Source organism: Amycolatopsis sp. NPDC054798, assembly GCF_053611505.1.
Genome location: NZ_JBSHAM010000035.1, coordinates 68,537 through 89,926 on the forward strand (window position 1 = coordinate 68,537; position 21,390 = coordinate 89,926).

Consider the following 21,390-nt stretch of genomic DNA (forward strand, 5'->3'; position numbering starts at 1 on the left):
TTGTTCCAGGCGGATTGGCGCGTGCGCTGACGGAGGTCGGCGAGCTGTCCGGAAGTCAGAAGCACGCGCACCTCCTCGAGAGCGAACGGAACGGGCGGTGCGGGCACACCGCCGTTGCCGAAGCGTAACTCCGGGCGCGGGCCGAGACAAGGGCGGGCACCGCCCGAAAGGAGACCCAGGACACACTTCCAAATACCCCCAGGGGGTATAAAGTTCGTGCCGTCACCAGCGAACGAAGGAGAGACCGATGAACGTCAACGGCACCGCACTTTCGACCGGCGAAGTCCAGCTCGGCGTGGTGCACGCCCCGGCACGGGCGGGGGAGGACGGCGAGCTTTCGTTCACCGTCACCACGGCCGGCGGGCAGCCGGTAACCAATTACGAGGAGGCGCACGGGAAGCAGTTGCACCTGATCGTGGTTCGCCACGACGGCACGCACTTCCGGCACCGGCATCCGGTGCTCGACCCGGAGGCCGGCGTCTGGACGATCCCGTGGACCTGGGAAGCGGCCGGTGCCTACCGGGTCTTCACCGATCTGACCCCGGCGGGCGGCGAGAGCGTGACCCTGTCGCGGACAGTCGAGGTCGCCGGTGACTACCAGCCGCAGGTCGCGGAACCGGTCGCGACAAGCGTGGTCGACGGCTACGAAGTGACCCTTGAAGGCACTCTCGCCGCTGGCACCGGAACGATGCTGACCGCCCGCGTAACCCGCGACGGCCATCCGGTCACCGACCTGGAGCCGTATCTGGGCTCGTTCGGCCACCTGGTCGCGCTGCGCCAGGGCGACCTCGCCTACCTGCACATCCACGCGCTCGACGACGCGACGCCCGGGCCGGAGATCCGGTTCCACGCCGAAGCTCCGACGACCGGCCGCTACCTGCTGTACCTGGACTTCCAGGCCGAAGGTGTGGTGCGCACTGCGGCTTTCGTCCTCGACGCCTGAGCAGCCGCCGGATGCCGTGCTGCCGTTCCCCTTGAAGAGAAAGCGAAAAACGATGACCACCGCACAAGAAACCCGGCCGAACACCCTCCGCTGGTGGGCGCTCGGACTGATCGCCCTGGCGCAGTTCATGGTGATCATGGACACCTCGATCATCGGCGTCGCACTGCCGCGCATGCGCGACGCCCTCGGATTCACGCCCAGCACGCTGTCCTGGGTCTTCAACGCTTATGTGATCGCCTTCGGCGGCCTGCTGCTGCTCGGCGGGCGGCTGTCGGATTTGTTCGGCGCCAGAAGGCTTTTCGCCGCCGGATGGGCGATTCTCCTGGCAGGTTCGGTGTTCGCCGGAGCCGCCGGGAACGTGCCGGTCGAACTCGCCGGCCGGATAGTGCAGGGCGCGGGAGCCGCGCTCATCGCACCGTCCGCGCTGACGCTGCTGATGATGCTCTTCGGCGGCAACCCGAAGGAACTCACGAAAGCCCTCGCGCTGTACGGCGCGGCGGCACCGGCCGGCGGCACCGCCGGAGTCTTCCTGGGCGGCGTGATCACCGAGTACCTGTCGTGGCCGTGGGTGTTCTACCTCAACGTGCCCATCGCGGTGCTCGCGCTGTTCGCCACCCGCGCCGTCCTGCCCGGGGGAACGACCGGAACCCGCGGCACCGTGGACGTTTTCGGCGCGCTGACTGTCACGCTCGGCTTGGGCACGCTGGTGTACGGGATCGTCCGCGCTCCGGAAGCGGGCTGGGCGGCCGCGGAAACGTGGATCGCGCTCGGCGCCGGACTCGTGCTGCTCGCCGGTTTCGTCGTCCGGCAAGCCCGGGCGCGCACTCCGCTGATGCGGCTGTCGATCTTCCGCGCCCCGCGGCTCGGCGCGGCGAACCTGGCGCAGGTTTTCCTTGGCGCGGCGTGGATTCCGATGTGGTTCTTCCTGAACCTGTACCTGCAGCAGGTGCTCGGTTTCCGTGCCTTCCCGGCGGGAGCCGCGCTGCTGCCGATGACCGCGCTGATCATGCTGGGGATGATCGAGTTGGCGCCGCGGGTGATCGCCCGGTTCGGGCCGAAGCCGCCGATCGTCGCCGGACTGCTGTTGCTGGCGGCCGGACTGGGCTGGCTCGCGCTGGTGCGCGCGGACGGCAGCTTCTGGGTCGACGTCCTGCCCGCGTCGCTCGTCGCGGCGCTGGGGATGTCGCTGGCGTTCATCCCGTCGCTCAGCACGGCGATTTCCGCGGCCAGGCCGGAAGAAGGCGGGCTCGCGTCGGGGATCGTGAACACCGGTTACCAGGTGGGTTCGGCGCTGGGGCTGGCCGTGATGACCGCGCTGGCGGCCGCTTCGGGCGCGGGCGCGGGCGGTGACCCGGCGGCGTTGACGAACGGCTACTCGGTGGCGTTCGTGGGGTCGGCGGTGATCGCCCTGGTGGGTGCTGGCCTCGCGGCTGTGACCTTCCGCCGCCCTCGGACACCGCGGAGGTGAACCTCGAAGTTCCGGTAGTCCGACGAGTTGCTAGAGAGCGGTACTTCCAGCGGTCGGTCCATCACGTTGGCCAGCTGACGGAGTTCTGCCGCATGAGTGCGCGCAGTGCCCGGGCAGCGGTTTAGACCCTTTCCGGGGCCCTATCTGTTCCAGAAGCTCCAGCTCTGTATCGCACAGGATCACTGCCTGTGTTGCGTGCAGGTCTCCGACAGGTGCCGTCGATCGTGGAGGAGGCTCGACTTGCATCGAGCTTGTTCACAGACGCTTGCGGACCACTGAGTGCAGGTCCGTTCCCGCGCTCAGCCCAACCTGGGCCTCGACGGCCAGGCCCGCTACCTTGAACCCCGCCTGAACACGTCCAAGCGACATTTACCTCTGGCAGTCACCGAGGTGCCGTGGGCACCTTGCAGGTTTTTAGCACTGCCCGCGTCGGCAGATAGGACTTGTTCTGCATACGCTAGCTTGTCGACGTCCTGCGACTCGATGGCTTTCGAGTCGGCCTTCGTGCCTGTGGCCAGGCGCAGACGACCGAATTTGTCGGTGTCGTGCGGTACTACTGCCCCGTAAGTCGCTGTTGGCAGGGAGGTAAAGGATGCTGCGCGGAGCTGCTGAGCAAGCAGGGAAACGAGCAAGGGAGTCTGAACAGGGCCGAGATGCCCTGCGACTGGCCGCCGACATGCGTTGTGATCCAGCTTGGTCGTGGTTGGTCACGGCCTTCGGACAACCTTTCGGAGGATGGAACGACGGCCAGGACGTCTACCTCTACCGGCTGTTTGAATTCTGGGCTGACGGGGAGCTCGCTGTCGGCCGAATCTCTGTCGGTGCCGCGCCTGGACCTGACGCGGCCCGCGCGCGCAACCAAGCCGCACTCGATGTGCTGCCCCAGGTCGGCGCGAGTGAACCGGAGGGCTCTCCCGGCTTCTCCGCTTTCGTCGATCCTCATCAGCGCAACGACCCCAACGGCGATGGCTCTTTCAGTTGGTCCGGAGAGATCCACCTTGGCATCTGCGTCCCCGACCAACCTGAAGCAGAAGCGTGGGCACATATCGATCCACTGGAGGAGATGGCGGTGCCGCTAGAGATCGGCTATACCGATACTCAAACCACCTACATGCATCTCATGCAGAATATCGGGCTCGCCCGCTGGGCTTACGGCTCGAAGGCCGTCGTGCTTCTCGTGCGGTCTACCTTCGTTCGGGAAGCCTCGCTCGCAGACGACCCTACGGTTCGATGGAAACCGAAACCCATGTGGCACTTCGCCGACGAGATCGCGCGTCAGGCCGAGATACTGCGTGCCTCTGCTCCGTACCGATCACCGCGAGCGTGACGTTGTCCCTGTAGGTTCTCGCCGCACGCGCCATGTCAGTGGGGATTCATCCACGCCGATAAGCCCGCTGAACCGTGGGCGCGCGACGTTGACGTCGCGTCACGAGTCTCTGGCTCTTATGAGCGATCCTCGCTCGAATCGCCGTTGGCCCCGTCTTCCGGCATAGCCGCACCCGTGAGCAGCGCGGTCACGTCAGCCTCGTCGGTCTGGTAGCGGTGCCCCAAGACTGTGATTGCAGTGCGCGTAAGCGTCTCCAGGCTGGTGCCGGGCGTTGCGTCGAGCATCATTTCCGTGAAGTCGGCTGTGATCTCCGACCGATCGTCACCGACGCCGGTAGCGACTGTCACAGAGGGCAGGTGGAACGAGTCGTCAGCGGTCTCGATGAACGCCGCGATGCGCTGCTTCATGTCCTGCGTCGATTCCTGCGATCCGTAACTGCTCTTGGTCGTTACGCCACGGAGGTCGACCGCCGTCACTGTGTATGGCTGCAGGCTCGGCAGTAGATCGTCCCAGCGAGCGGGCGCCAAGCCGCGGTTCGCGGCCTTTATCTTCTGGGCCTTGTTGGCGAACGTCAGCCGCCAGTTACCGATCTCTGCTGAAAGCAGGTTGCCAGTCACGGCCCATCGCGGCGTGCGGTCGAAATCATCGTCGTCGACTGCATCTGATCGCGCGCTCATCAGGACGCGTTTGGCGCGCCAAAGTCCACTTGCGGCGGAGGCGAGCGGGGTCAGGTCGAGGTCGGCAAACTGGCTCCACATTCGCTCGATCTCGGCGAGGTCTATCAGGCGCGCGACTGCCACCCAGAAGTCACGATTGCGGGTTACGCCTTGCAGGCTGAGCAGGTACGGCACGAGTTCTCGGATCTCGGTCTCGCTGAGTTGCCCCGACAGTGACAGGGCCTCGACGCTCGGAGTGCCCGCAAGCGCTTGCTCAACGATGCCGAATACGCGGTTAATGCGAAACACCGCGTCCTCGGTGAAGACCGACGAAACTGTCTCGGAGAAGGCGGTCAACTCTTCATGCTCAATCTGGCGGCCACGAGGCAGGACGAGTTTCTCGACATCGGATTCGACTAGCGCGCCCCGCGCGCTGCGTACGATGCTGGACCTCACCAGCCCGAGCACCGGGTCGGGTCTCCCGGTGATCGGCACCAAGTCGCCGAGTGCGGGCACCGTGGTCACCAGCACCCGGCTCGCCCGGCGCTCACGGGCGCGGGCTTGGATCTGCTGAGTCTCGGCCTCCGGCTCCTCCGGGGCCAGCGAGAGATAGAACGCCGTGAGGTCGTTTCGATCAAAGTTTGCAAGGTCGCCTGATGCGCGACTCGACCGTAGCGAGTGCCGTAGGAACACGGGACGCTCGAACACCTCTCGTCCCTTTCCCTTTCCCTTTCCCCACTGGATGACGAGATCGGGCATGTACGAGTGGTTGAAATAGCCGGTGATCTCCGGTTTCGCCGTGGGATCCAAGCTGATCATCTGCTGCGCGACGACCTGGTGCACGCGGTGCCCGGCCTCCTGGGCGTCGGTGGTGTCTAGCGCGGCCGAGATCTGCTCCGCGAACGTGCTCATGCTCGGTAGCCCTCTTTCCGCAGGTGATACAACGCCAACCCCGCCTCGTCTTTGGTCAACCGAAGGTCCACCTGTCGCTGACCCACCACCATGACGCTGAAGCGTTGTGCGACCTTGGCCAACAGGTCATCGTCGATCTTCTCTCCGTTCAGAAGATCGCTGTACTCCTCAACGCATTCTCGCAGATGAGTCACTGTCAACAGGTCGTTCCACTTCGTCTGGGAAAAGGGGTGGTACGTCACCCACAAGAACTCCCGCTTAGCGTCGTCGCCCATCGAGTTGATGGTGTACAGCGTGTTGGCGTAGGCGACGGCCAGGAACTCTCGGTAACCGTCTGCCTGACCACCGACAGTCGTGTATTTCTTGCACTCGACGCTGACCGGACGGGGCCGCTCGTCGGGCCTCCCGACGGTGTTCCCCTCCAGGTCGAGCGCCTTCTTAGTGCCGTCAGGGCACTCACGAGTGCACATGGGCTCGCTGTCCCAGACCGTGTACGAGAACGCGAACCTCGTAGTGGCTTCCAGCCACTCCTTGATCTCGTGCAGACCCTCGTATCCGATTCGGTGTGCAGTTTCTTTCGCCACTCGACCCCCTTCCTGGTAAACGACCTTAGCGATGGCGCGTTCCAACAACGCGTTGCTCGGTCGAGAGTCGGTATGCAACCTCGTCACGGCGATGCACGAAGATCGCGTTGGCGAACGAAAGAACTCGGAGCAGCCGGATTTCGCCCTCCTGTCTGGACAGTCGGAAAGGAACGTGGCCCCCTGCGCGGACAAGGAGCCACGCGAACGTCTGCGCCCAGCCCCGCTAAGACAAGGAACCAGACAGCATGACTGTACCGCCGAGTAGCACCCTGCCACCAGATAGCCGACCCGCACGGACCCGTCGAGCTCACCGTCACCAGGCACAGCGGACCGCCCACGCATTGCTAGGCGCGAGGAAATGACTTCCGCCGCGGTGAAGGTCTTCGTCCGCTGCGGACCCTGCTGACACCGCAAAGCTGGGCTGCGCGACAGCCGGATCTGTATCGCCTTCCGCGTCCTCGACGGATGGGGGCCGATCTGCCTGTGCCTGGTTCCATCGTCGCCGTCCTCACCGCCGCCGCGATCGGCGCTCTCGTGCTGATCATCAGTGGACTTGCTCCCTGGGATGCAAGGTGCCGGTGCTGTCGCGGCCCTTGAGGGCGCCTTATCCGAGGTGAACACGCAGGTCGAGAAGATGCCCGGGGTAGATCGTGGGGTCGGCGGCGTATGTACTGGGCCAGACGCAGCAGGTCGGTAACCTGTTAGCGTCCTGCCGACGCAAGACGGTGAGGCGGTGCCGGTTTCGCAGCTGTTGCTGGCATGCAGGGACGCCGAAAGAGCTCTTCACGGAGGGTCAAGCCTTGGTTTCGGCTGGCTTCCAGATCCGGCCGTGCAACCCGACGAACAACAGCACGAACGCGACGGTCAGCAAAATGTGCCCCAGCCCGGCGATCCCGGCGATCGCCGCGCCGGATTCCTTGCCCAGCACGGTGAGCGTACCGTGCACGACCATTCCGCCGACCGTGACGAGCATTCCGGCGTGGTAGATCCAGAAGAACGGCGCGAACGACCTCGTCGCCGACAGCGTGAACACCTTGTCCAGCACCAGCACGATCAAGAACACCAGCGTCCCGAGCGCGAGCAGGTGAGTGTGCAGAATGGACAGCTGGGTCTCGCCGGTGAAATCGCGGGCCTTGGTGAATTCGCGGTAGTACAGCCCGGCGAGCAGGCCGAGGATCGTGTAGATCGCGGCGGCCCAGTAGATCTTCTTCGTCATCGGTTCTCCTCGGCGCCGGCCGTGGCCGGCTGGTGGATCCGTCCGTCGACGACCTCGTGCACCGAGTCGACCCCTTCGAGGTGGGAGCGGTCGTGGGTGACCAGTACGGTGGCCGTCGCCTGCTGGTGCGTGATCGTAGTGAGCAGATCGACGATCGCCGCGCCGCGGTCCTGGTCGAGGGCGCTCGTCGGCTCGTCGACCAGCAGCACGGCGGGGTCGTTCATCAAGGCGCGCGCGATGTTCACGCGCTGCTGCTGCCCGCCCGACAGCCGCCCCGGCCGATGCGTCGCCCGATCAGCGAGCCCGACCGCGTCGAGCAGCTCCTTCGCTCGTTCCGCCGCTTCGCGGCGCGGCGTTCCGCTGAGGTGCGCCATGACTTCCAGCTGTTCCACCGCGGTGAGCGACGCCAGCAGATTCGGCTGCTGGAAAACGATCCCGATCTTGGTGCGGCGCAGTTCCGCCAGCGCGGCCCGGTCCAGGCCGGTCGTGTCCACTCCGCCGACGGCAACAGTTCCGCGGTCGGGCCGGATGAGCGTCGCGGCGACCGCCAGCAGGCTCGATTTGCCGGAGCCGGACGGCCCGACCACCGCGGCGACGCTGCCCGCGGGCACGTGGAGGTCGACGTGGTCGAGCGCGGTGAGGCGGGAATCGCCGTCGGGGTAGGTGAGGGTGATGCCGGACAGGTGCAGGCTCATCAGTGCGCTCCGGAAGTGAGGGCGGTCAACGGGTCGACGGAGGTGATGCGGCGGACCGCCAGTGCGGCGCCGAGCACGCCGAGGACGACCAGCACCGCGGCCGGGGCGAGCAGAGTGCCCGCACTGAGCACGAACGGCACCGCCCCCGACGCGACCGCTCCGAGCGCGGCGGCGAGTCCGGTCCCGAGCGCGGTCCCGCCGATCAGCAGCACAACGGCTTGGCCGAGCGCGTCCCGGAGCAGGTACTTCGTGGTCGCGCCGAGGGCTTTCAGCACCGCGATGTCCCGGCTGCGCTGGATCGTCCACACGGTGAAGAACGCGCCGATCACCAGCGCGGAGATCACGAACAGGAAGCCGCGCATGAGCTGGAGCGAGCCGTTTTCCGCAGAATAGGAACCGATCGCGGACAACGCGTCGTCCTTCGCGACGGTGCGGGTGCCGAGACGCGCGTCCGCTGCGGCGAGACCTTCGGCGGAGTTGGTGGTCAGGGCGAGCACTGTCGCGTTTGGACCGGCGAGGTGCGTCCACACCACGGGGAGATGGCTGTACGAGTCGTCTCCGGAGATGGCGGCCACGGTGACTTTGCGGCCCTGCAGGGTGAGCTGGTCGCCTTCGCGGGCCTTCAACGCATCAGCGGCCCCGGTGGACAACACGGCCGTGCCCGGGCTCGGGTTCCGGACGCCGAACGACGCCACGGTGGCGGTGTGCTCGCCGACCGCCGCGCTGGCCGTGCTGATCGCGATCGGCTCCACGCTGGCCACTCCGGGCACCCGGGCGTACTGCCCGGCCTGCTCACTGGTCACTGTGGACTGTCCAAACGAGAGCGAACCGTCACCGGGATCGGCGAAGACCAGGTGATCCGCCTTCAATCCGATGATCGCGGACGTGGTCTGTGCGGCCAGCCCCGCGGTCAGCCCGGACAGCAGCCCGACCAGCAACGTCATCAGCACGACGACGGTCCCCATCAACGCGAACCGCCCCTTGGCGAAGCGCAGATCCCGCCACGCGACGAACATGTGCATGCCTTCCTTCTCGGTGTGCTTTCCAGCCTCGTCCGGACGGGGCGCGGGAGCATCGCGCCGCGGACGGTCTCCGGCGAATCGATGGGCGGACTCGCCGCTCAACCTTTCGATTGATGCGAATCCCGGGCGGAGCACGGACAATCGGGGCAGGAGGCTTTCGTGAACCCGCACACCCTCGACCGGCCGTTGCGCGTGCTGCGCGTCTGCCTGCACCTCCTGCTGGCCGGGCTGCTGGTGCTCGCCGTAGTGCGCGCGTTCGCCGACGGCGTGCCGCATGCGCCCGCGGTGCTGGCCGGTGCGCTGGTGATGGGCGGCGTCTACACCGCCGGTCCGCTGCTGCCCCGCGTCGGCCGGTCGCCGGGCGCGACGGCCGGCTGGCTGGCCGTGCTGGGGATCGCCTGGCTCGTGCTGCTGTGGCTCACGCCGGACGGGGTGTGGCTGGCTTTCCCGCTCTACTTCCTGCAGATGCATCTGCTGCCGACCCGCTGGGGCCCGGCCGTCGTCGCGCTGACGACCGTGCTGGCGATCGCTGGTTTCACGCGGCACCAAGGCGGATTCACCGTCGGGGTGGTTCTCGGCCCGACGCTCGGGGCCGCGGTCGCGATCGCCACTGTGCTCGGCTACCAGGTGCTCTACCGCGAAAGCGAACAGCGGCGGCGACTCATCGAAGAACTGCGCGAGACCCGCAACGACCTCGCCGCGATGGAACACTCCGCGGGCGTCCTGGCCGAACGGGAACGCCTCGCCCGAGAAATCCACGACACCCTCGCGCAGGGCCTTTCGAGCATCCACCTGCTGCTGCGCGCCGCCGAACGCGCCCTGCCGGATCGTCCCGCCGCCGCGGTCCCGCACGTCACGCAAGCCCGGCAGGCCGCCCAGGACAACCTCACCGAAGCCCGCCGTCTCGTCTACGCCCTCGCCCCGGTGGAGCTGGAAGGCGCTTCCTTGCCTGCCGCGTTGGAACGCCTGTGCGCGACCACGCAGCAACGCTCCGGCCTGACCGTCCACTTTCACCTCAGCGGCACCCCGTTCGACGTGCCGACCGCGTACGAGGTCGCCTTGCTGCGCATCGCCCAATCGGCGTTGGCCAACACCGTCCGGCACGCCGCCGCCGGCCGGGCCGAGCTGACCTTGAGCTACATGGACACGAGCGTCACCCTGGACGCTGTGGACGACGGAATCGGCTTCGACCCGCAAGCCGTGCGCAGCGGCAGCGGCTTCGGCCTGCCCGCGATGCGCGCCCGCGCGCGTTCGCTGGGCGGCTCCTGGACCGTGGAATCGTCCCCCGGCAGCGGCACCGCGCTGGCCGTGAGCTTCCCGGTGGAGCCGCGATGATCCGCCTCCTGCTGGCCGACGACCACCCGGTCGTCCGCGCCGGATTGCGCGCCGTGCTGGAAACCGAACCAGACCTGGAAGTCGTCGCCGAAGCCTCCTCGGCGGAGGAAGCCGTGCGGCTGGCGGGCGGTGCGGACGTCGTGCTGATGGACCTCCAGTTCGGCTCCGGAAAGCACGGCTCCGAAGCGACCGCGGAGATCACCGCCGCCGCGAACGCGCCGAAAGTCCTGGTCCTGACCACCTACGACACCGACGGCGACATCCTCGCCGCGATCGAAGCAGGCGCGACCGGGTATTTGCTGAAGGACGCCCCGCCAGAGGACCTCGCGGCGGCGGTGCGGAACGCCGCCGCCGGACAGACCGTCCTGGCTCCCGCGGTCGCCCACCGGCTGATGAACCGGATGCGCACCCCGGCGGCCGCCTTGTCCCCGAGGGAGATCGAGGTGCTGGGGCTCGTCGCGGACGGGTTGTCGAACCTGGAGATCAGCAAGCGGCTGTTTTTGAGCCAGGCGACGGTGAAATCGCATCTGGTGCACATTTACACGAAGCTGGGAGTGGATTCCCGGACCGCTGCGGTGGCTGCTGGCCAGGCGCAGGGCTTGATCCGGCGCTGACATAGCTGAGCACCAGCACGATCAGGCACAGGCGGAAGGTGGCGGGCCAGGACTTCATCGCCGTCCGGATCGTCTTGGCCGTCTCGGTGAACATCGGGTCCCCTCTCCGGTGGAGTGCGTGCCCCGAGAGTGACCCGGCTCGACCGCCGGTGCCGTTGTTCGCGTGAACAACGCAGGCGCGGGGTGAACAATGGGGACTTGTTCGCGAACAAGGGGGAGCGCATGGGCGGCCGTCCGTGGGGTCCGGTCAAGTCCGACGACCCCGTCACCCGGGACGCGGTGCTGTGGCTGAGGGGCTTGATAGAGCGTTCGGGCAAGACGGTCCGGGACGTGGCCGCGGCGTGTGGATGCAAGCCCGCGACGGTGTCGACGCGGCTCAACGGGAGCAAACCGCCCTCGCTGGAGTTCGGGGACCAGGTGATCGAGGCGTGCACCCCGCGTGCGGTGTGGCCTGCGAAGAAGGCGGAGTTTCGGAAGCTGCGGAACCGGCCCCGGGCCGCCGCGCCGGTGCCGGTGATCCGGGACGCCCGCACCCGGGTTCTGGACGCGCAGGCGGAGACTGCCCAGGCCCAGGCGCACGCGGTCCGTGCGCTGGACGAGCTGAATCACGCGAAAGACCAGTTGCTGGCCGGGATCCGGGTGGAGTTCCAGGCCGCGCAGATCATCGCTGCTTTGCGCCAGGTTCTGCTGCGCTTGATCGGGGCCGGTGCTTCGGCCGCCGGTGAACGTTCGCAGGTCAGGAGCTTTCTGCAACGGGCGAAGGAAGATCGAAGCCGTGCCGAACGCTTGGCGGAGGAAGCGCAGGCAGTGCTTGATGCGCTCGGCGCGCACATCGCCGCCGCGGACCTGCCCGCAGGCGATCCGGTGCTCTCCTCGGACAGTCTTCTGCTCGACATCCCGGCGGGGCTGGCCAAGGTGCAGCGGCTCCTGGCCGAGCAGGACGCGCAACTGAGCAGTTGGGAATACGCGGAATCCCTCGCTGAGGCGGCCGCCCGGCTGAGCTTGCTCTACGTCGACGCCCCGATGCCGGTGGCGATTCTCGACGACGACAGGTTCCTGTGGGCGAACACGCCGTTCGAGCAGCTGGTCCGGTATTCGGCCGGGGAGCTTTCTCGGATGCGCTGGACGGACGTGGTGCGCGGGTGGGATCCCGACGAAGACCACCTGGTCTGCCCGCGCGAAGGCGACCTTTGCAACGTCCAAGTCCAGCGGTGGACTGTTTCCGGGTGCGAGATCGCGGTCGTGCACAACCCCCTCTATTGGGAAAAGTACGGAATCCCGTCCGAGAAGTGGGCGAAGCAGTACCTTCGCCTTTCCGGTATTGCTCGCAATGGGAAGATTTGCGCGGCACGGTTCTCGGTGGATGGAGGCTCTTTTTCCGGCCGAGTGCGGTTTGAAGCGGAAATTGCCTACCAGTACTCCCGGGCAATATTCAGGTTGGTTGCGGACGGTCAATTGGTCGTTCAACTGGGCGGCTTCGGCCGCTATTTGGTGATCTTCAGCGGCCAGCGGGCGGATTTGGGCGAGCTGCCCGATCTTGCGCGGTTGGTGCCGGAGGAGTTCAGAATCGACGCGACGGTGGACCGCGGGGAGGACTCGGGGCTGTCGATGGACGAGTTGCTGTGGGACCTCGAAACCTCGTCCCGATGGGCGAAGGCCGCGGAGTCGTCGAAGCTGTGGACCGTGCTGGATCCGGTATTCCGCGGAGCTGAGCCCGCCGCTGCCGGAGAACTCAGCTTCCGGCCGATGATCGACGGCGACGGCGACCTGTTCTGTGTGGAGGTGGTCAATGCTATTTCGGCGGACATTTTTCTTCGCGCGCTGCGCGTGATCAGTAGCTGGGCGGAAAAATTCTGGGGTCCGCACGTGCCGGAGGTGGAATTTTCCGTCACCCCGGAGGAGTTGCGCAGGCGCGACTGGCGGACACTGGTGAAGTTCGGGAAATATCTGGACAAAAAAATCAAACTGGTTTTGGACGAGTTGCGGGATTTTGAAACCTACGCCCTTCTCCGGCGCTTCGAGTTCGTCGGTTCGGTCGCGGTCCGCCGCGTGGCGCTCGGTGACGACGCGCGGGAAATCCTGGGCGTCCCGGCTCCCCTGACTGGTCTGAAGGCCGGTTCCCTGACGGACGCGGACGGGATCGAGAAGCTGATCGCCGCGCTCCGCCGATAATCCGCATCCAGGTGACGGGAGTAGGCCGCCCAGCCGAGCAGGGCGACAATGTCCGGCGGGAGGAGGCGCGCCGATGACCCTGTTCGCGATGGCCGTGGTCCTCCTCGCCGGGCTGGCCGGACCGCTGCTCGCCACCCCGAAACGCGCCCGTGTCCCGATCGTCGTGGGAGAAATCCTCCTCGGCGTCGCGGTAGGACGGACCGGCCTCGGCTGGGTGAACGCCGACGACCCGATCCTCTCCTACGTCGCCTCCGCCGGGTTCGCGCTGGTGATGCTCGTCGCGGGCAGCCACGTGCCGCTGCGGGACCCGGCATTGCGCGTCGCGGCGGGGCGAGGGGCGGTGCTGGCCGCGCTGGTGGGCGTGTTGTCCGTGCCCGCCGGATTCGGGGTGGCCGCGCTCGTCGGCACCGGGCACGGGCTGCTTTACGCCGTTCTGCTCGCGTCCAGTTCCGCGGCGCTGGTGATGCCGGTGCTGGACGAGACAAAGCTCGCCACGCCGCCCGCACTGGCCTTGACCGTGCAGGTCGCGATCGCGGACACTGCGTGCATCGTGGCGCTTCCGTTGGCTGCCGCGCCGGAGCGGGCCGGGAAGGCGGCGCTCGGGGCGCTGGCGGTGCTCGCTGCCGGTACGGTGTGGTTTCTGGTGCTGCGGTGGCTGCATTCCCGCGGATTCGTCGACAAAGCGCACGGCCTCAGCAAAACCCGGCATTTCGGCCTCGAACTCCGGATCGCGCTGATCGTCCTTTTCGGGCTCGCGGGACTGGCCCAGCTCGTCGGGGTGTCGGTGATGCTGGCCGGGTTCGTCGCGGGTCTGGCGCTGGCCGCGGTGGGGGAGCCGCGCCGGCTCGCGCGGCAGTTGTTCGCGGTGACCGACGGGTTTCTCGGGCCGGTCTTTTTCGTGTGGCTGGGCGCTTCGCTCGATCTGCGCGCGCTCGGCCAGCACCCAGTGATGTTCGTGCTCGCCGCGTTGATCGCGGCCGGGGCGGTCGCGGTCCACGGTGCGACGCGGTTGCTGGGCCAGCCGTTGCCGCTGGCGGTGCTCGCGGGTGCGCAACTGGGAGTGCCGGTCGCGGCGGTCACCATCGGCGCGCACGAACAGTTGCTCGCCCCGGGCGAGGGCGGGGCGGTTCTCGCCGCGGCGCTGATCAGCGTCGGCGTTACCGCGTGGGCCGCGTCCCGCGCGGCCAAAGATGCCAAGAATGCCAAGGAATCCGAAGCGAGGGAGGCGTCGTGAAGGAACACTGGAAGGACGAACCGGAGGAGCACGATTACCCGGCGGCGTTCGACTATCTGACCCTCGTTGCGCCCGACGAGGTCGCGACTGGTCTGGTCGAGCAACTGAGAGAAGCTGAGCTGGTGCACCGCAAGGCGAAGGACATCCTGCGGGCGAGCAGGCTGAAGCTCCTGCCCGAGGACAACGCGCACGTCGCGAAGGACCTCGAGAAGGTCAAGGACGGCAAGGCGCTCTCGCCGGTGCTGCTCGTCCGCGGGCACGGCCATCCCGGTTTCGCGACGGCCGACGACCTGGTCATCGCGGACGGTTACCACCGCGTGTGCGCTTCGTATCACCTGGACGAAAACGCGGACATTCCGTGCAAATTGATTTGAGCACCGCCTGCATTCCGAAATGATTGCGAAGGCCGTCCGGTCGTAACGCCCGTCCGCGGTTGTCGATCTTTCGAGGTCGAGATCGACGAGACAGGCGGAGCGAGTGGACGAGCACAACATCGAGCGTCACCCGGATCTGATGGATCCGGAGTGGGAGCGGCACGCCGAGAAAGAAGCCTGGACCGGCCTGCGCCGCCAGCGCGGAAGGGCGCGGCGGCGCAAGCTGGTGACCATCGGGGCGGCGGCGGTCGTCGTCGTGGCCGCGGCGGGGTTTTACCTGTGGAAGCAGGGGACGAGGCCGGAAGAGATCACCGGGAACAGCCCGGCCGTGCCCGCGCCGGCCACCACCGCGCCCGCGCCGACCGACCTGCCCTACTCCGGGCACGTTGACCTGACCCGGCCGTTCGCCGGCACCCCGGCGCAGAACTGGCCCGAGGGCATCGCCGGCCTGGCGATCCCGGCCCCGGCGAAGGTCGGCTCGTTCTCCGCCAAACAGGTCGAGGCGGCGCAGGAGCAGGTCAAGCACGCGGTCGAGGTCGCGCAGTTCGATCCGGGCGTCCTGGAAGGGCATCACCCGGACGGGTACATCGGGCTGTTCGCGCCGGACGCCAGGGCGGACCTGCGAACCAACCCGCAGGACTTTGTGGTCTACCTGGAAGACGGCTACCGCCTCCTGCCGGTGCGGCCGAAAATGACCGGGAAGATGACCGTCGCGCCGGGCGAGGCCGGAGAGCTGAACGTGCACGTCTCGTACGTGGTGGCCTATGCCTTCGACCCCGGGCATCACGTGATCGAGGGCCCTGGCGACCTGGAGCCGTTCGTGCGCGTCGGCGCTGACTACATCGTGCGCAGCGGTTCTGCCTGGGAACAGGGCAGCCGCGGCCTGTGGATGAACAAGTTCGAGGCGTTCTTCACCAGCGTCTCCTGCGACGCCCTCAAGAACCGCCAGCTCGGCCCCGAATTCGCCGACCCGAACTTCACCGGTCCCTCGCTGACCGCCGAACCGGGGCAGTTCGATCCGGACAAACCGGTTCCGGCCAAGGGAAACTGCCGCGAATAACGGCTGTCCTGAGGCGTGCGGCTCCTGGCCGGCCGCGGATCGGGCATTCGGCTGACCGCGGCCGGGGCGGGGCCCGGTACCATCACTCCCGATGATCACGAATGTGTCTCGGCCGGCCGGAGCCGCCGCTGCATGGCGGGTCGACGAGGTCGGGCGGAAAGTGCGGCTGCGCGAGGTCCGCCCGGGCGACCGGCGCACCCTCGCCGGCTTCGACCGGGACTCCGTGCGCGTCCGGGATCCCCAGGTCGGCGGCTACCGGCACTGGGCGACGCATCGCGGGCACGCCTCCCCGGACGGGTTCCACTTCGCGATCGAGACGCTGCACAACCGGACGCTGGTCGGGTCCGTCTGGGTCGAAACGGACCCGTTCTCCGGCCGGTTCAGCTACGGCATCGGGATCGGCCCGCAGCACCGCCGCTGCGGTTACGCCGCCGACGCGGTCGCGCTGCTGCTCGCGTTCATGTTCGAGCGGTGCCGGTACCGCGCGTGCGAGGTGAGCGTCAACGGCAGCAATTTCGCGTCGTTGTCGCTGCACGGCGAGCTGGGTTTCCGGGAAGCCGCCCGGCTGCGGGACGCCGAGCTGCTGCGCGGGGAGATCAAATACCCGGTCCTGATGAGCATCACCGCCGAGCAGTTCGCCGCGCGGCACGTGGCGCTGGCGGCTCGCGGCCAGGGCCGGTCTTCGCGCGGGCGGCACTGGCGGGTGCAGCGCCCCGGACGGCACCGCCGCGTCGCCTACTCCTCCGGGAACTAGCTCTCATTTCTCCAAGCCCCCGGCGCACCGATCTGCGACGCTGGCCGGGTGATCAAGCGCATCATCGCCTACTCCGCGGGCTCCGGCGACGCGGCGACCCGCGACTTCTACGTCCACGTCCTCGGGCTCGACGTCGCCATGGACGATCCCTTCCTCGGCCTCCGCAGCGACGACGACCCGGCCGCCCAGGTGCTCGTCCTGCCGCCCGGGAGCACCGACCCCCTCCCGCGCTGGGGGATCGACCTCGGCGAACCGGCGGCGGTGGACGCGGCCCACGCCGAGGCGGTCCGGCGCGGGCTGCGCGTCGTCTATCCGCTCACCACCGAATCCTGGGGCGTGCGGCGGTTTTTCGTCGAGGACCCGGGCGGCACGGTCGTCAACGTGCTCGCCCACGTCACCGGGAGTTCGCGCACCGAGTAGAAGATCGCGTTCTCCTTGAACTCCAAGCGATCCAGCGGCACAGCCAGCGCCAGGCCGGGCACCCGCCGCCGCAACGCGGAGTACGCCACCTCCAGCTCCACCCGGGCCAGCGGCGCGCCGAGGCAGAGGTGCCGTCCGTAGCCGAACGCGACGTGGTGGCGTGCGGACCGGCGGACGTCGACGCGGCCGGGATCCGGGAAGGCCAGCGGATCCCGGTTGGCTGTGCTCTTCACCGCGACGATGCCCTCGCCCGCGCGGATCAGCTGCCCGCCGATCTCCAGATCCGCGAGAGCGACGCGGCGCGCTTCGGTGTGCGTGATCGACAAGTAGCGCAACAGTTCTTCCACCGGGTCGGCCGAGTCCTGAAACTGTTCCGGGTGCGTCAGCAGCACGGCGGTGCCCAAGGCGATCATGGCAGCGGTGGTGTCGTGGCCCGCCACCAGAAGAAGCTGACCCAGCACAGCGATCTCGTGCCGGGTCATCTCGCCGCGTTGGTATTGCTCGACAGCCAGCCTGCTCAGCAGATCATCGCCCGGATCGACCGCTTTCGCGGCGACAAGGTCTTCCAAATACGCGTTCAGCTCTTCGCTGGCGGCCACGGCTCGCGCCGGATCCGAGTCGTCCATGACGAGCGTGCGGGCCACTCCCTGAAAGAAATCGCGGTCCGCGTAGGGGACGCCGAGCAGTTCGCAGATCACCAGAGAGGGGAGCGGCATTGCGAACGCCTCGACCAGATCGGCCGGGTTCGGCCCGGCGAGCATTCTGTCGAGAAGATCGTCGGCCATTTCCTGAATGCGCGGCCGCAACGCCGCCATTTTCCGGACGGTGAATTCCGGGGCCAGGATCCGCCGCTGCGCGGTGTGCTCCGGCGGATCCATCTGCATCAACGTTTTCATCCGCGCGTCGCGCGCCTTGCTGACCGCGTTGGTGTGCGGAAAGCCGGGCTGCGCGACGTCGACGCTGACGCGTGGATCCGCCAGCACCGCACGGACGTCGGCGTATCGGGTGATCAGCCAGGGCTCGCTGCCGTCCCACAGCCGCACCCGCGACACCGGCGGCCGCCTCGTCAGCCCGGGCGCGGGATCGAAGGGGCATCCCGCCGCCCGGGTCATCGGGAAGGTTTCCTCGCCGCTCATGCGCACTCCTCGCGTCGATTGCCTGAGCCCGCAGCATGGCTGCCCGGGAGACCCCGGTAATCAGGCAAAACGGACGTGAAGTGGGTCACATTCGAAGTCGGGAGAGCATGCGAACGGTCTCGGCTGACCCGGTCAGTCCTCCGCGGTGTCGGATTCCTCCGGACGTTCGACCACGCTCCACAGGAACGAATGCCTGCGCCCGGCCGGTTCCTCGCGCGCGACGAACTCGTCCAGCAGCGCGTCCAGCCGCGAGCGCAGTTCGGCCGCGGCCTCGTCGCTCAGCCGGACCACGCCGCGCCGGGTCTGCTGGATCGACGCCGGGTCGCTTTCGAGCATTTCGGCGCGGTGCGCGTCCAGGGTCGCCAGTTCGACGCGGGCGGTCAGCGCGGGATCGCCCGCCTGGTCGAGATCGAGGTGCCAGGTCCGCCGCGTCGTGCGGTAGGGGCGTTCCCATGCGCCGAGATCGCTCCGGCGAGCCGGTTCGGCGACGAGGAACCCGGCTTCGGCGAGCGCGTGCACCCGGCGCAGCACGGTGGCCGGCGACTCTTCGAGCCGCTTCGCCAGCTGCTGGTTCGTCCACGCGGAATCCAGGCACAGCCGCAGAATCCGCCAGCTCAGCGGGTGGGCGAGCGCGCGGAGGTCGCCGGCGGTCGCCTGGCGCGGGAGATCGTCCATTGACAGCAGCTTAGCCGATTTGCTTCGATGGTATCGATATCAGAAAGTGAAATCACTGGAGGCCGGATGCGCCGCATCGAGTCGTACGTCGAGCAGCACCGGGAGCGGCACGAGGCGGAGCTGGCCGAATGGATCGGCGTGCCGAGCGTGAGTGCCACCGGCGAGGGCATGGCCGCCGCGGCCGAATTCGCGTGCGGGCTGCTGCGGCGCAGCGGACTCGAAGCGCGGCAGGTCGAAACCGGTGGCTGGCCGCTGGCGGTGGGGCACGCCGAAGGTCCGCCGGGCGCTCCGCACGTGGTGATCTACGGCCATTACGACGTCCAGCCGGCCGGACCGCTGGCGGCCTGGCACAGTCCGCCGTTCGAAGCGGACATCCGGGACGGCCGGATGTACGGACGCGGCACGGGGGACAACAAAGGACAGCATCTCGCGCAGCTGCTTGCCTTGCGGGCGCTCGCCGAAACCGGCGAACTGCCTTGCAGCGTAACGGTTTTGCTCGACGGCGAGGAAGAGATCGGCAGTCCGAACCTGGAAGCCGCGCTGGCCGGTCTTCGCGACGAGTGGGCCGCGGATCTGGTGCTGTGGAGCGACGGCCCGGTGCACGACAGCGGCGAGCCGACGGTCAGCCTCGGCGTGCGCGGCGCCGTCCGGTTCGAGATCTGGGTGCACGGTGCTCCGGCGGCGCTGCACTCGGGGAACTGGGGCGGCGTCGGGCCGAATCCGGCGTGGGAGCTGGTGTGGCTGCTGTCGACGATGCGCTCGCCCGAAGGCGAAATCCTGGTCAAGGGCATCGCTGACGGCATGGTCCCGCTGAGCCAATCGGAACGAGAGGCGCTGGATGCGCTCCCGGTCGACGTGCCGGCCGCGCTCGCCGAGGTCGGGCTGGACCGGATGGACGTCCCCGAAGGCGTTGGTTTCAACGACCGTCTCGCCCTGCCGACCTTCACCATCAACTCGCTGTCCTGTTTGGACGAAGGGGATCACCGCACGGTCATTCCGGCGGTCGCGGTCGCCCGCTGCGACATCCGCACGGTCGGCGGCCAGCGCGCGTCGACGGTCATCGAGGCGTTGCGCGCACATCTCGCCGAACACCTTCCGCACGCCGAACTGCACCTCCCGGGCGGGCTGATGGAAGCGTCCCGGACGTTGCCGGAATCGCCTTACACCAAGGTGATCACCGACGCGGTGAGCGCGGCTTCCGGACGCCCGGCGGTGCTGGTGCCCGCGATGGGCGGCAGCCTGCCGATCGCCGCGCTCTCCGACGGGCTCGGGCTGCCGTGCTACGGAATCCCGCTGGCGAACGTCGACGAGCACAACCACGGCCCCAACGAGAACTTCGAACTCGCCCGGTTCCACGCCGGAATCACCGCCGCCGCGAACGTTTTGCTCGAACTGGGCAAGCTGCGCTGATTTCCCGCACATGGTTGCTCCGGGCGCGCTCGGAGCCGCGATTCACCAATGACGCCGAACGCACCCGCCTCGGAGGCGACCATGTCGACACCCGCTCCGGATTCCCCTGTCACGAAAGCCCTTGACCGCCCTTCGCCGCGCTCGTCCCGGATCGTGCTCGCGGCCACGATCGGCAACACCCTGGAATGGTTCAGCCTCGGGGCCTACACCTTGTTCGCCGACGTGCTGGCGAAACAGTTCTTCCCCGCGACCGATCCGGCGGTCTCGCTGATGCTGGCCTTCGCCAGCGTCGCGGTCGCGTACCTGATCCGCCCGTTCGGCGGGATGATCCTCGGGTCCTACGCCGACCGCGCGGGCCGCAAAACCGCGCTGGTGGTGTCGATCCGGATCATGGCGGTGGCCTCGCTGCTGATCGCGATCATGCCTGACTACGCGACGATCGGGATCGCGGCCCCGATCGGGCTGGTGTTCGCCAATCTGCTGCAGGGCTTCTCGGCCGGCGGCGAATTCGGCAGCGCGACCGCGTATCTGGTGGAGAGCAACCGGAAACGCCGCGGCTTCATGGGCAGCTGGGGAGCGGCGAGCCAGGGACTGAGCACGCTGCTGGGCATCGTGTTCGCCGCCGTGCTCAGCGCGGTGCTCACCGAACAGCAGCTCGGGACGTGGGGCTGGCGGATCCCGTTCGCCTTCGGCCTGCTGATCGCCCCGATCGGCTACTACATCCGGCGGCACGTGGACGAATCCCCGGCGTTCGGCGAGAACGCCGCCGAGGCGCCGCTGCGGGAAGTGCTGCGCTCGCAGAAAACCCGGATCCTGGTCGCGATGGGCGCGATGGCGGTGTCCACCGCGATCAGCTACCTGATCATCTACATGCCGACCTTCGCCATCCGGAACCTCGGCCTGCCCAAATCGCTGGCCTTCACCACGACGATCGTCACCCAGATCGTGCTGACCGTGCTCGCGCCGGTCGCCGGGCGGCTTTCCGACCGCACCGGCCGGATCCCGCTGATGGCGGCCGCCTGCTCGGTGATGCTGCTGGCGATCTTCCCGCTGTTCCTCGCGCTGAACAGCCAGCCGACGTTCGCGGTGATGACGGCGGTGATGGCCGCGATCGGCCTGGTGAAGGTCTGGTACGTCGGCCCGCTGGGCACGATGATGGCCGACGTCTTCCCGACCCGGACTAGGGCGACCGGGCTGTCGATCAGCTACAACATCACGGCGTCGCTGTTCGGCGGGTTCACGCCGCTGGTGGTGATCTGGCTGATCCAGGCGACGGGGAGCAATCTGGCGCCGAGCTACTACGTGATGGCGCTGGCGGTGCTGAGCCTCGGCGCGCTGGCTTTCGCCCGGCGGCGGCTGCGGGTGCGCTGACCGGTCCTGGGC

General features: G+C 68.0%; 20 protein-coding genes. 13 read left to right on the forward strand and 7 right to left on the reverse strand.

Going from position 1 to position 21,390, the window contains the following annotated elements; genetic code table 11:
• Positions 1 to 247 precede the first annotated feature (247 nt).
• From ACWGIC_RS22385 to ACWGIC_RS22395, 3 genes are all read left to right on the forward strand, one after another.
• Complete coding sequence (locus ACWGIC_RS22385) at positions 248 to 943, forward strand: hypothetical protein (RefSeq protein ID WP_452077890.1); 696 nt, start codon at positions 248 to 250, stop codon at positions 941 to 943.
• Positions 944 to 995: 52 nt separating this feature from the next.
• Entirely contained in the window at positions 996 to 2,411 is a 1,416-nt protein-coding gene (locus ACWGIC_RS22390) for an MFS transporter (protein WP_452077891.1), read from the forward strand.
• A gap of 592 nt (positions 2,412 to 3,003) precedes the next feature.
• Positions 3,004 to 3,738 (forward strand): hypothetical protein, encoded by a 735-nt coding sequence (locus ACWGIC_RS22395; RefSeq protein WP_452077892.1) that lies wholly within the window; start codon positions 3,004 to 3,006, stop codon positions 3,736 to 3,738.
• A gap of 116 nt (positions 3,739 to 3,854) precedes the next feature.
• Here ACWGIC_RS22395 and ACWGIC_RS22400 read toward each other — a convergent pair whose 3' ends face one another.
• The 5 genes from ACWGIC_RS22400 to ACWGIC_RS22420 form a co-directional block, all read right to left on the reverse strand.
• On the reverse strand, positions 3,855 to 5,306 hold the full coding sequence (locus ACWGIC_RS22400) for a hypothetical protein (RefSeq protein ID WP_452077893.1): 1,452 nt from the start codon (positions 5,304 to 5,306) through the stop codon (positions 3,855 to 3,857).
• Positions 5,303 to 5,890: a hypothetical protein gene (locus tag ACWGIC_RS22405; protein ID WP_452077894.1), complete on the reverse strand. Its 588-nt coding sequence runs from the start codon at positions 5,888 to 5,890 to the stop codon at positions 5,303 to 5,305. Before ACWGIC_RS22405 ends, ACWGIC_RS22400 begins: the two co-directional genes overlap by 4 nt.
• 793 nt (positions 5,891 to 6,683) lie before the next feature.
• Positions 6,684 to 7,106, reverse strand: a complete 423-nt coding sequence (locus ACWGIC_RS22410; protein ID WP_452077895.1) for a DUF2871 domain-containing protein — start codon at positions 7,104 to 7,106, stop codon at positions 6,684 to 6,686.
• Positions 7,103 to 7,801: an ABC transporter ATP-binding protein gene (locus tag ACWGIC_RS22415; RefSeq protein ID WP_452077896.1), complete on the reverse strand. Its 699-nt coding sequence runs from the start codon at positions 7,799 to 7,801 to the stop codon at positions 7,103 to 7,105. The genes ACWGIC_RS22410 and ACWGIC_RS22415 overlap by 4 nt, the downstream gene beginning before the upstream one ends.
• Positions 7,801 to 8,817, reverse strand: a complete 1,017-nt coding sequence (locus ACWGIC_RS22420) for an ABC transporter permease (RefSeq protein WP_452077908.1) — start codon at positions 8,815 to 8,817, stop codon at positions 7,801 to 7,803. Before ACWGIC_RS22420 ends, ACWGIC_RS22415 begins: the two co-directional genes overlap by 1 nt.
• 165 nt (positions 8,818 to 8,982) lie before the next feature.
• On the opposite strand from ACWGIC_RS22420, the gene ACWGIC_RS22425 reads away from it, so the two are divergent.
• The 8 genes from ACWGIC_RS22425 (at position 8,983) to ACWGIC_RS22460 (ending at position 16,786) form a co-directional block, all read left to right on the forward strand.
• Positions 8,983 to 10,158 carry a sensor histidine kinase gene (locus ACWGIC_RS22425; protein WP_452077897.1) on the forward strand — a complete coding sequence of 392 codons (1,176 nt, stop codon included), beginning with the start codon at positions 8,983 to 8,985 and terminating at the stop codon, positions 10,156 to 10,158.
• Complete coding sequence (locus tag ACWGIC_RS22430; RefSeq protein ID WP_452077898.1) at positions 10,155 to 10,772, forward strand: response regulator; 618 nt, start codon at positions 10,155 to 10,157, stop codon at positions 10,770 to 10,772. The genes ACWGIC_RS22425 and ACWGIC_RS22430 overlap by 4 nt, the downstream gene beginning before the upstream one ends.
• A 639-nt stretch (positions 10,773 to 11,411) precedes the next feature.
• Positions 11,412 to 12,944, forward strand: a complete 1,533-nt coding sequence (locus ACWGIC_RS22435; RefSeq protein ID WP_452077899.1) for a PAS domain-containing protein — start codon at positions 11,412 to 11,414, stop codon at positions 12,942 to 12,944.
• Positions 12,945 to 13,017: 73 nt separating this feature from the next.
• Positions 13,018 to 14,178, forward strand: a complete 1,161-nt coding sequence (locus ACWGIC_RS22440) for a cation:proton antiporter (protein WP_452077900.1) — start codon at positions 13,018 to 13,020, stop codon at positions 14,176 to 14,178.
• Positions 14,175 to 14,552, forward strand: a complete 378-nt coding sequence (locus ACWGIC_RS22445; protein ID WP_452077901.1) for a hypothetical protein — start codon at positions 14,175 to 14,177, stop codon at positions 14,550 to 14,552. The genes ACWGIC_RS22440 and ACWGIC_RS22445 overlap by 4 nt, the downstream gene beginning before the upstream one ends.
• A 103-nt stretch (positions 14,553 to 14,655) precedes the next feature.
• Positions 14,656 to 15,612 carry a hypothetical protein gene (locus ACWGIC_RS22450; protein WP_452077902.1) on the forward strand — a complete coding sequence of 319 codons (957 nt, stop codon included), beginning with the start codon at positions 14,656 to 14,658 and terminating at the stop codon, positions 15,610 to 15,612.
• Between the two features lie 160 nt (positions 15,613 to 15,772).
• Complete coding sequence (locus ACWGIC_RS22455; RefSeq protein ID WP_452077909.1) at positions 15,773 to 16,366, forward strand: GNAT family N-acetyltransferase; 594 nt, start codon at positions 15,773 to 15,775, stop codon at positions 16,364 to 16,366.
• 48 nt (positions 16,367 to 16,414) lie between these two features.
• Positions 16,415 to 16,786 carry a VOC family protein gene (locus ACWGIC_RS22460; RefSeq protein WP_452077903.1) on the forward strand — a complete coding sequence of 124 codons (372 nt, stop codon included), beginning with the start codon at positions 16,415 to 16,417 and terminating at the stop codon, positions 16,784 to 16,786.
• Here the strand turns inward: ACWGIC_RS22460 and ACWGIC_RS22465 are convergent.
• Complete coding sequence (locus ACWGIC_RS22465; protein WP_452077904.1) at positions 16,675 to 17,922, reverse strand: cytochrome P450; 1,248 nt, start codon at positions 17,920 to 17,922, stop codon at positions 16,675 to 16,677. The two genes, ACWGIC_RS22460 and ACWGIC_RS22465, sit on opposite strands and share 112 nt — an antisense overlap.
• 132 nt (positions 17,923 to 18,054) lie before the next feature.
• Positions 18,055 to 18,597, reverse strand: a complete 543-nt coding sequence (locus ACWGIC_RS22470; RefSeq protein WP_452077905.1) for an ArsR/SmtB family transcription factor — start codon at positions 18,595 to 18,597, stop codon at positions 18,055 to 18,057.
• A gap of 66 nt (positions 18,598 to 18,663) precedes the next feature.
• Here ACWGIC_RS22470 and ACWGIC_RS22475 point away from each other — a divergent pair, with 66 nt between their 5' ends.
• Together ACWGIC_RS22475 and ACWGIC_RS22480 are read left to right on the forward strand one after the other, a co-directional pair.
• The gene (locus ACWGIC_RS22475) at positions 18,664 to 20,007 is read left to right on the forward strand and encodes a M20/M25/M40 family metallo-hydrolase (protein WP_452077906.1); all 1,344 of its coding nucleotides are present in this window, start codon (positions 18,664 to 18,666) and stop codon (positions 20,005 to 20,007) included.
• Between the two features lie 81 nt (positions 20,008 to 20,088).
• Entirely contained in the window at positions 20,089 to 21,378 is a 1,290-nt protein-coding gene (locus ACWGIC_RS22480) for an MFS transporter (protein WP_452077907.1), read from the forward strand.
• Positions 21,379 to 21,390: the final 12 nt, after the last annotated feature.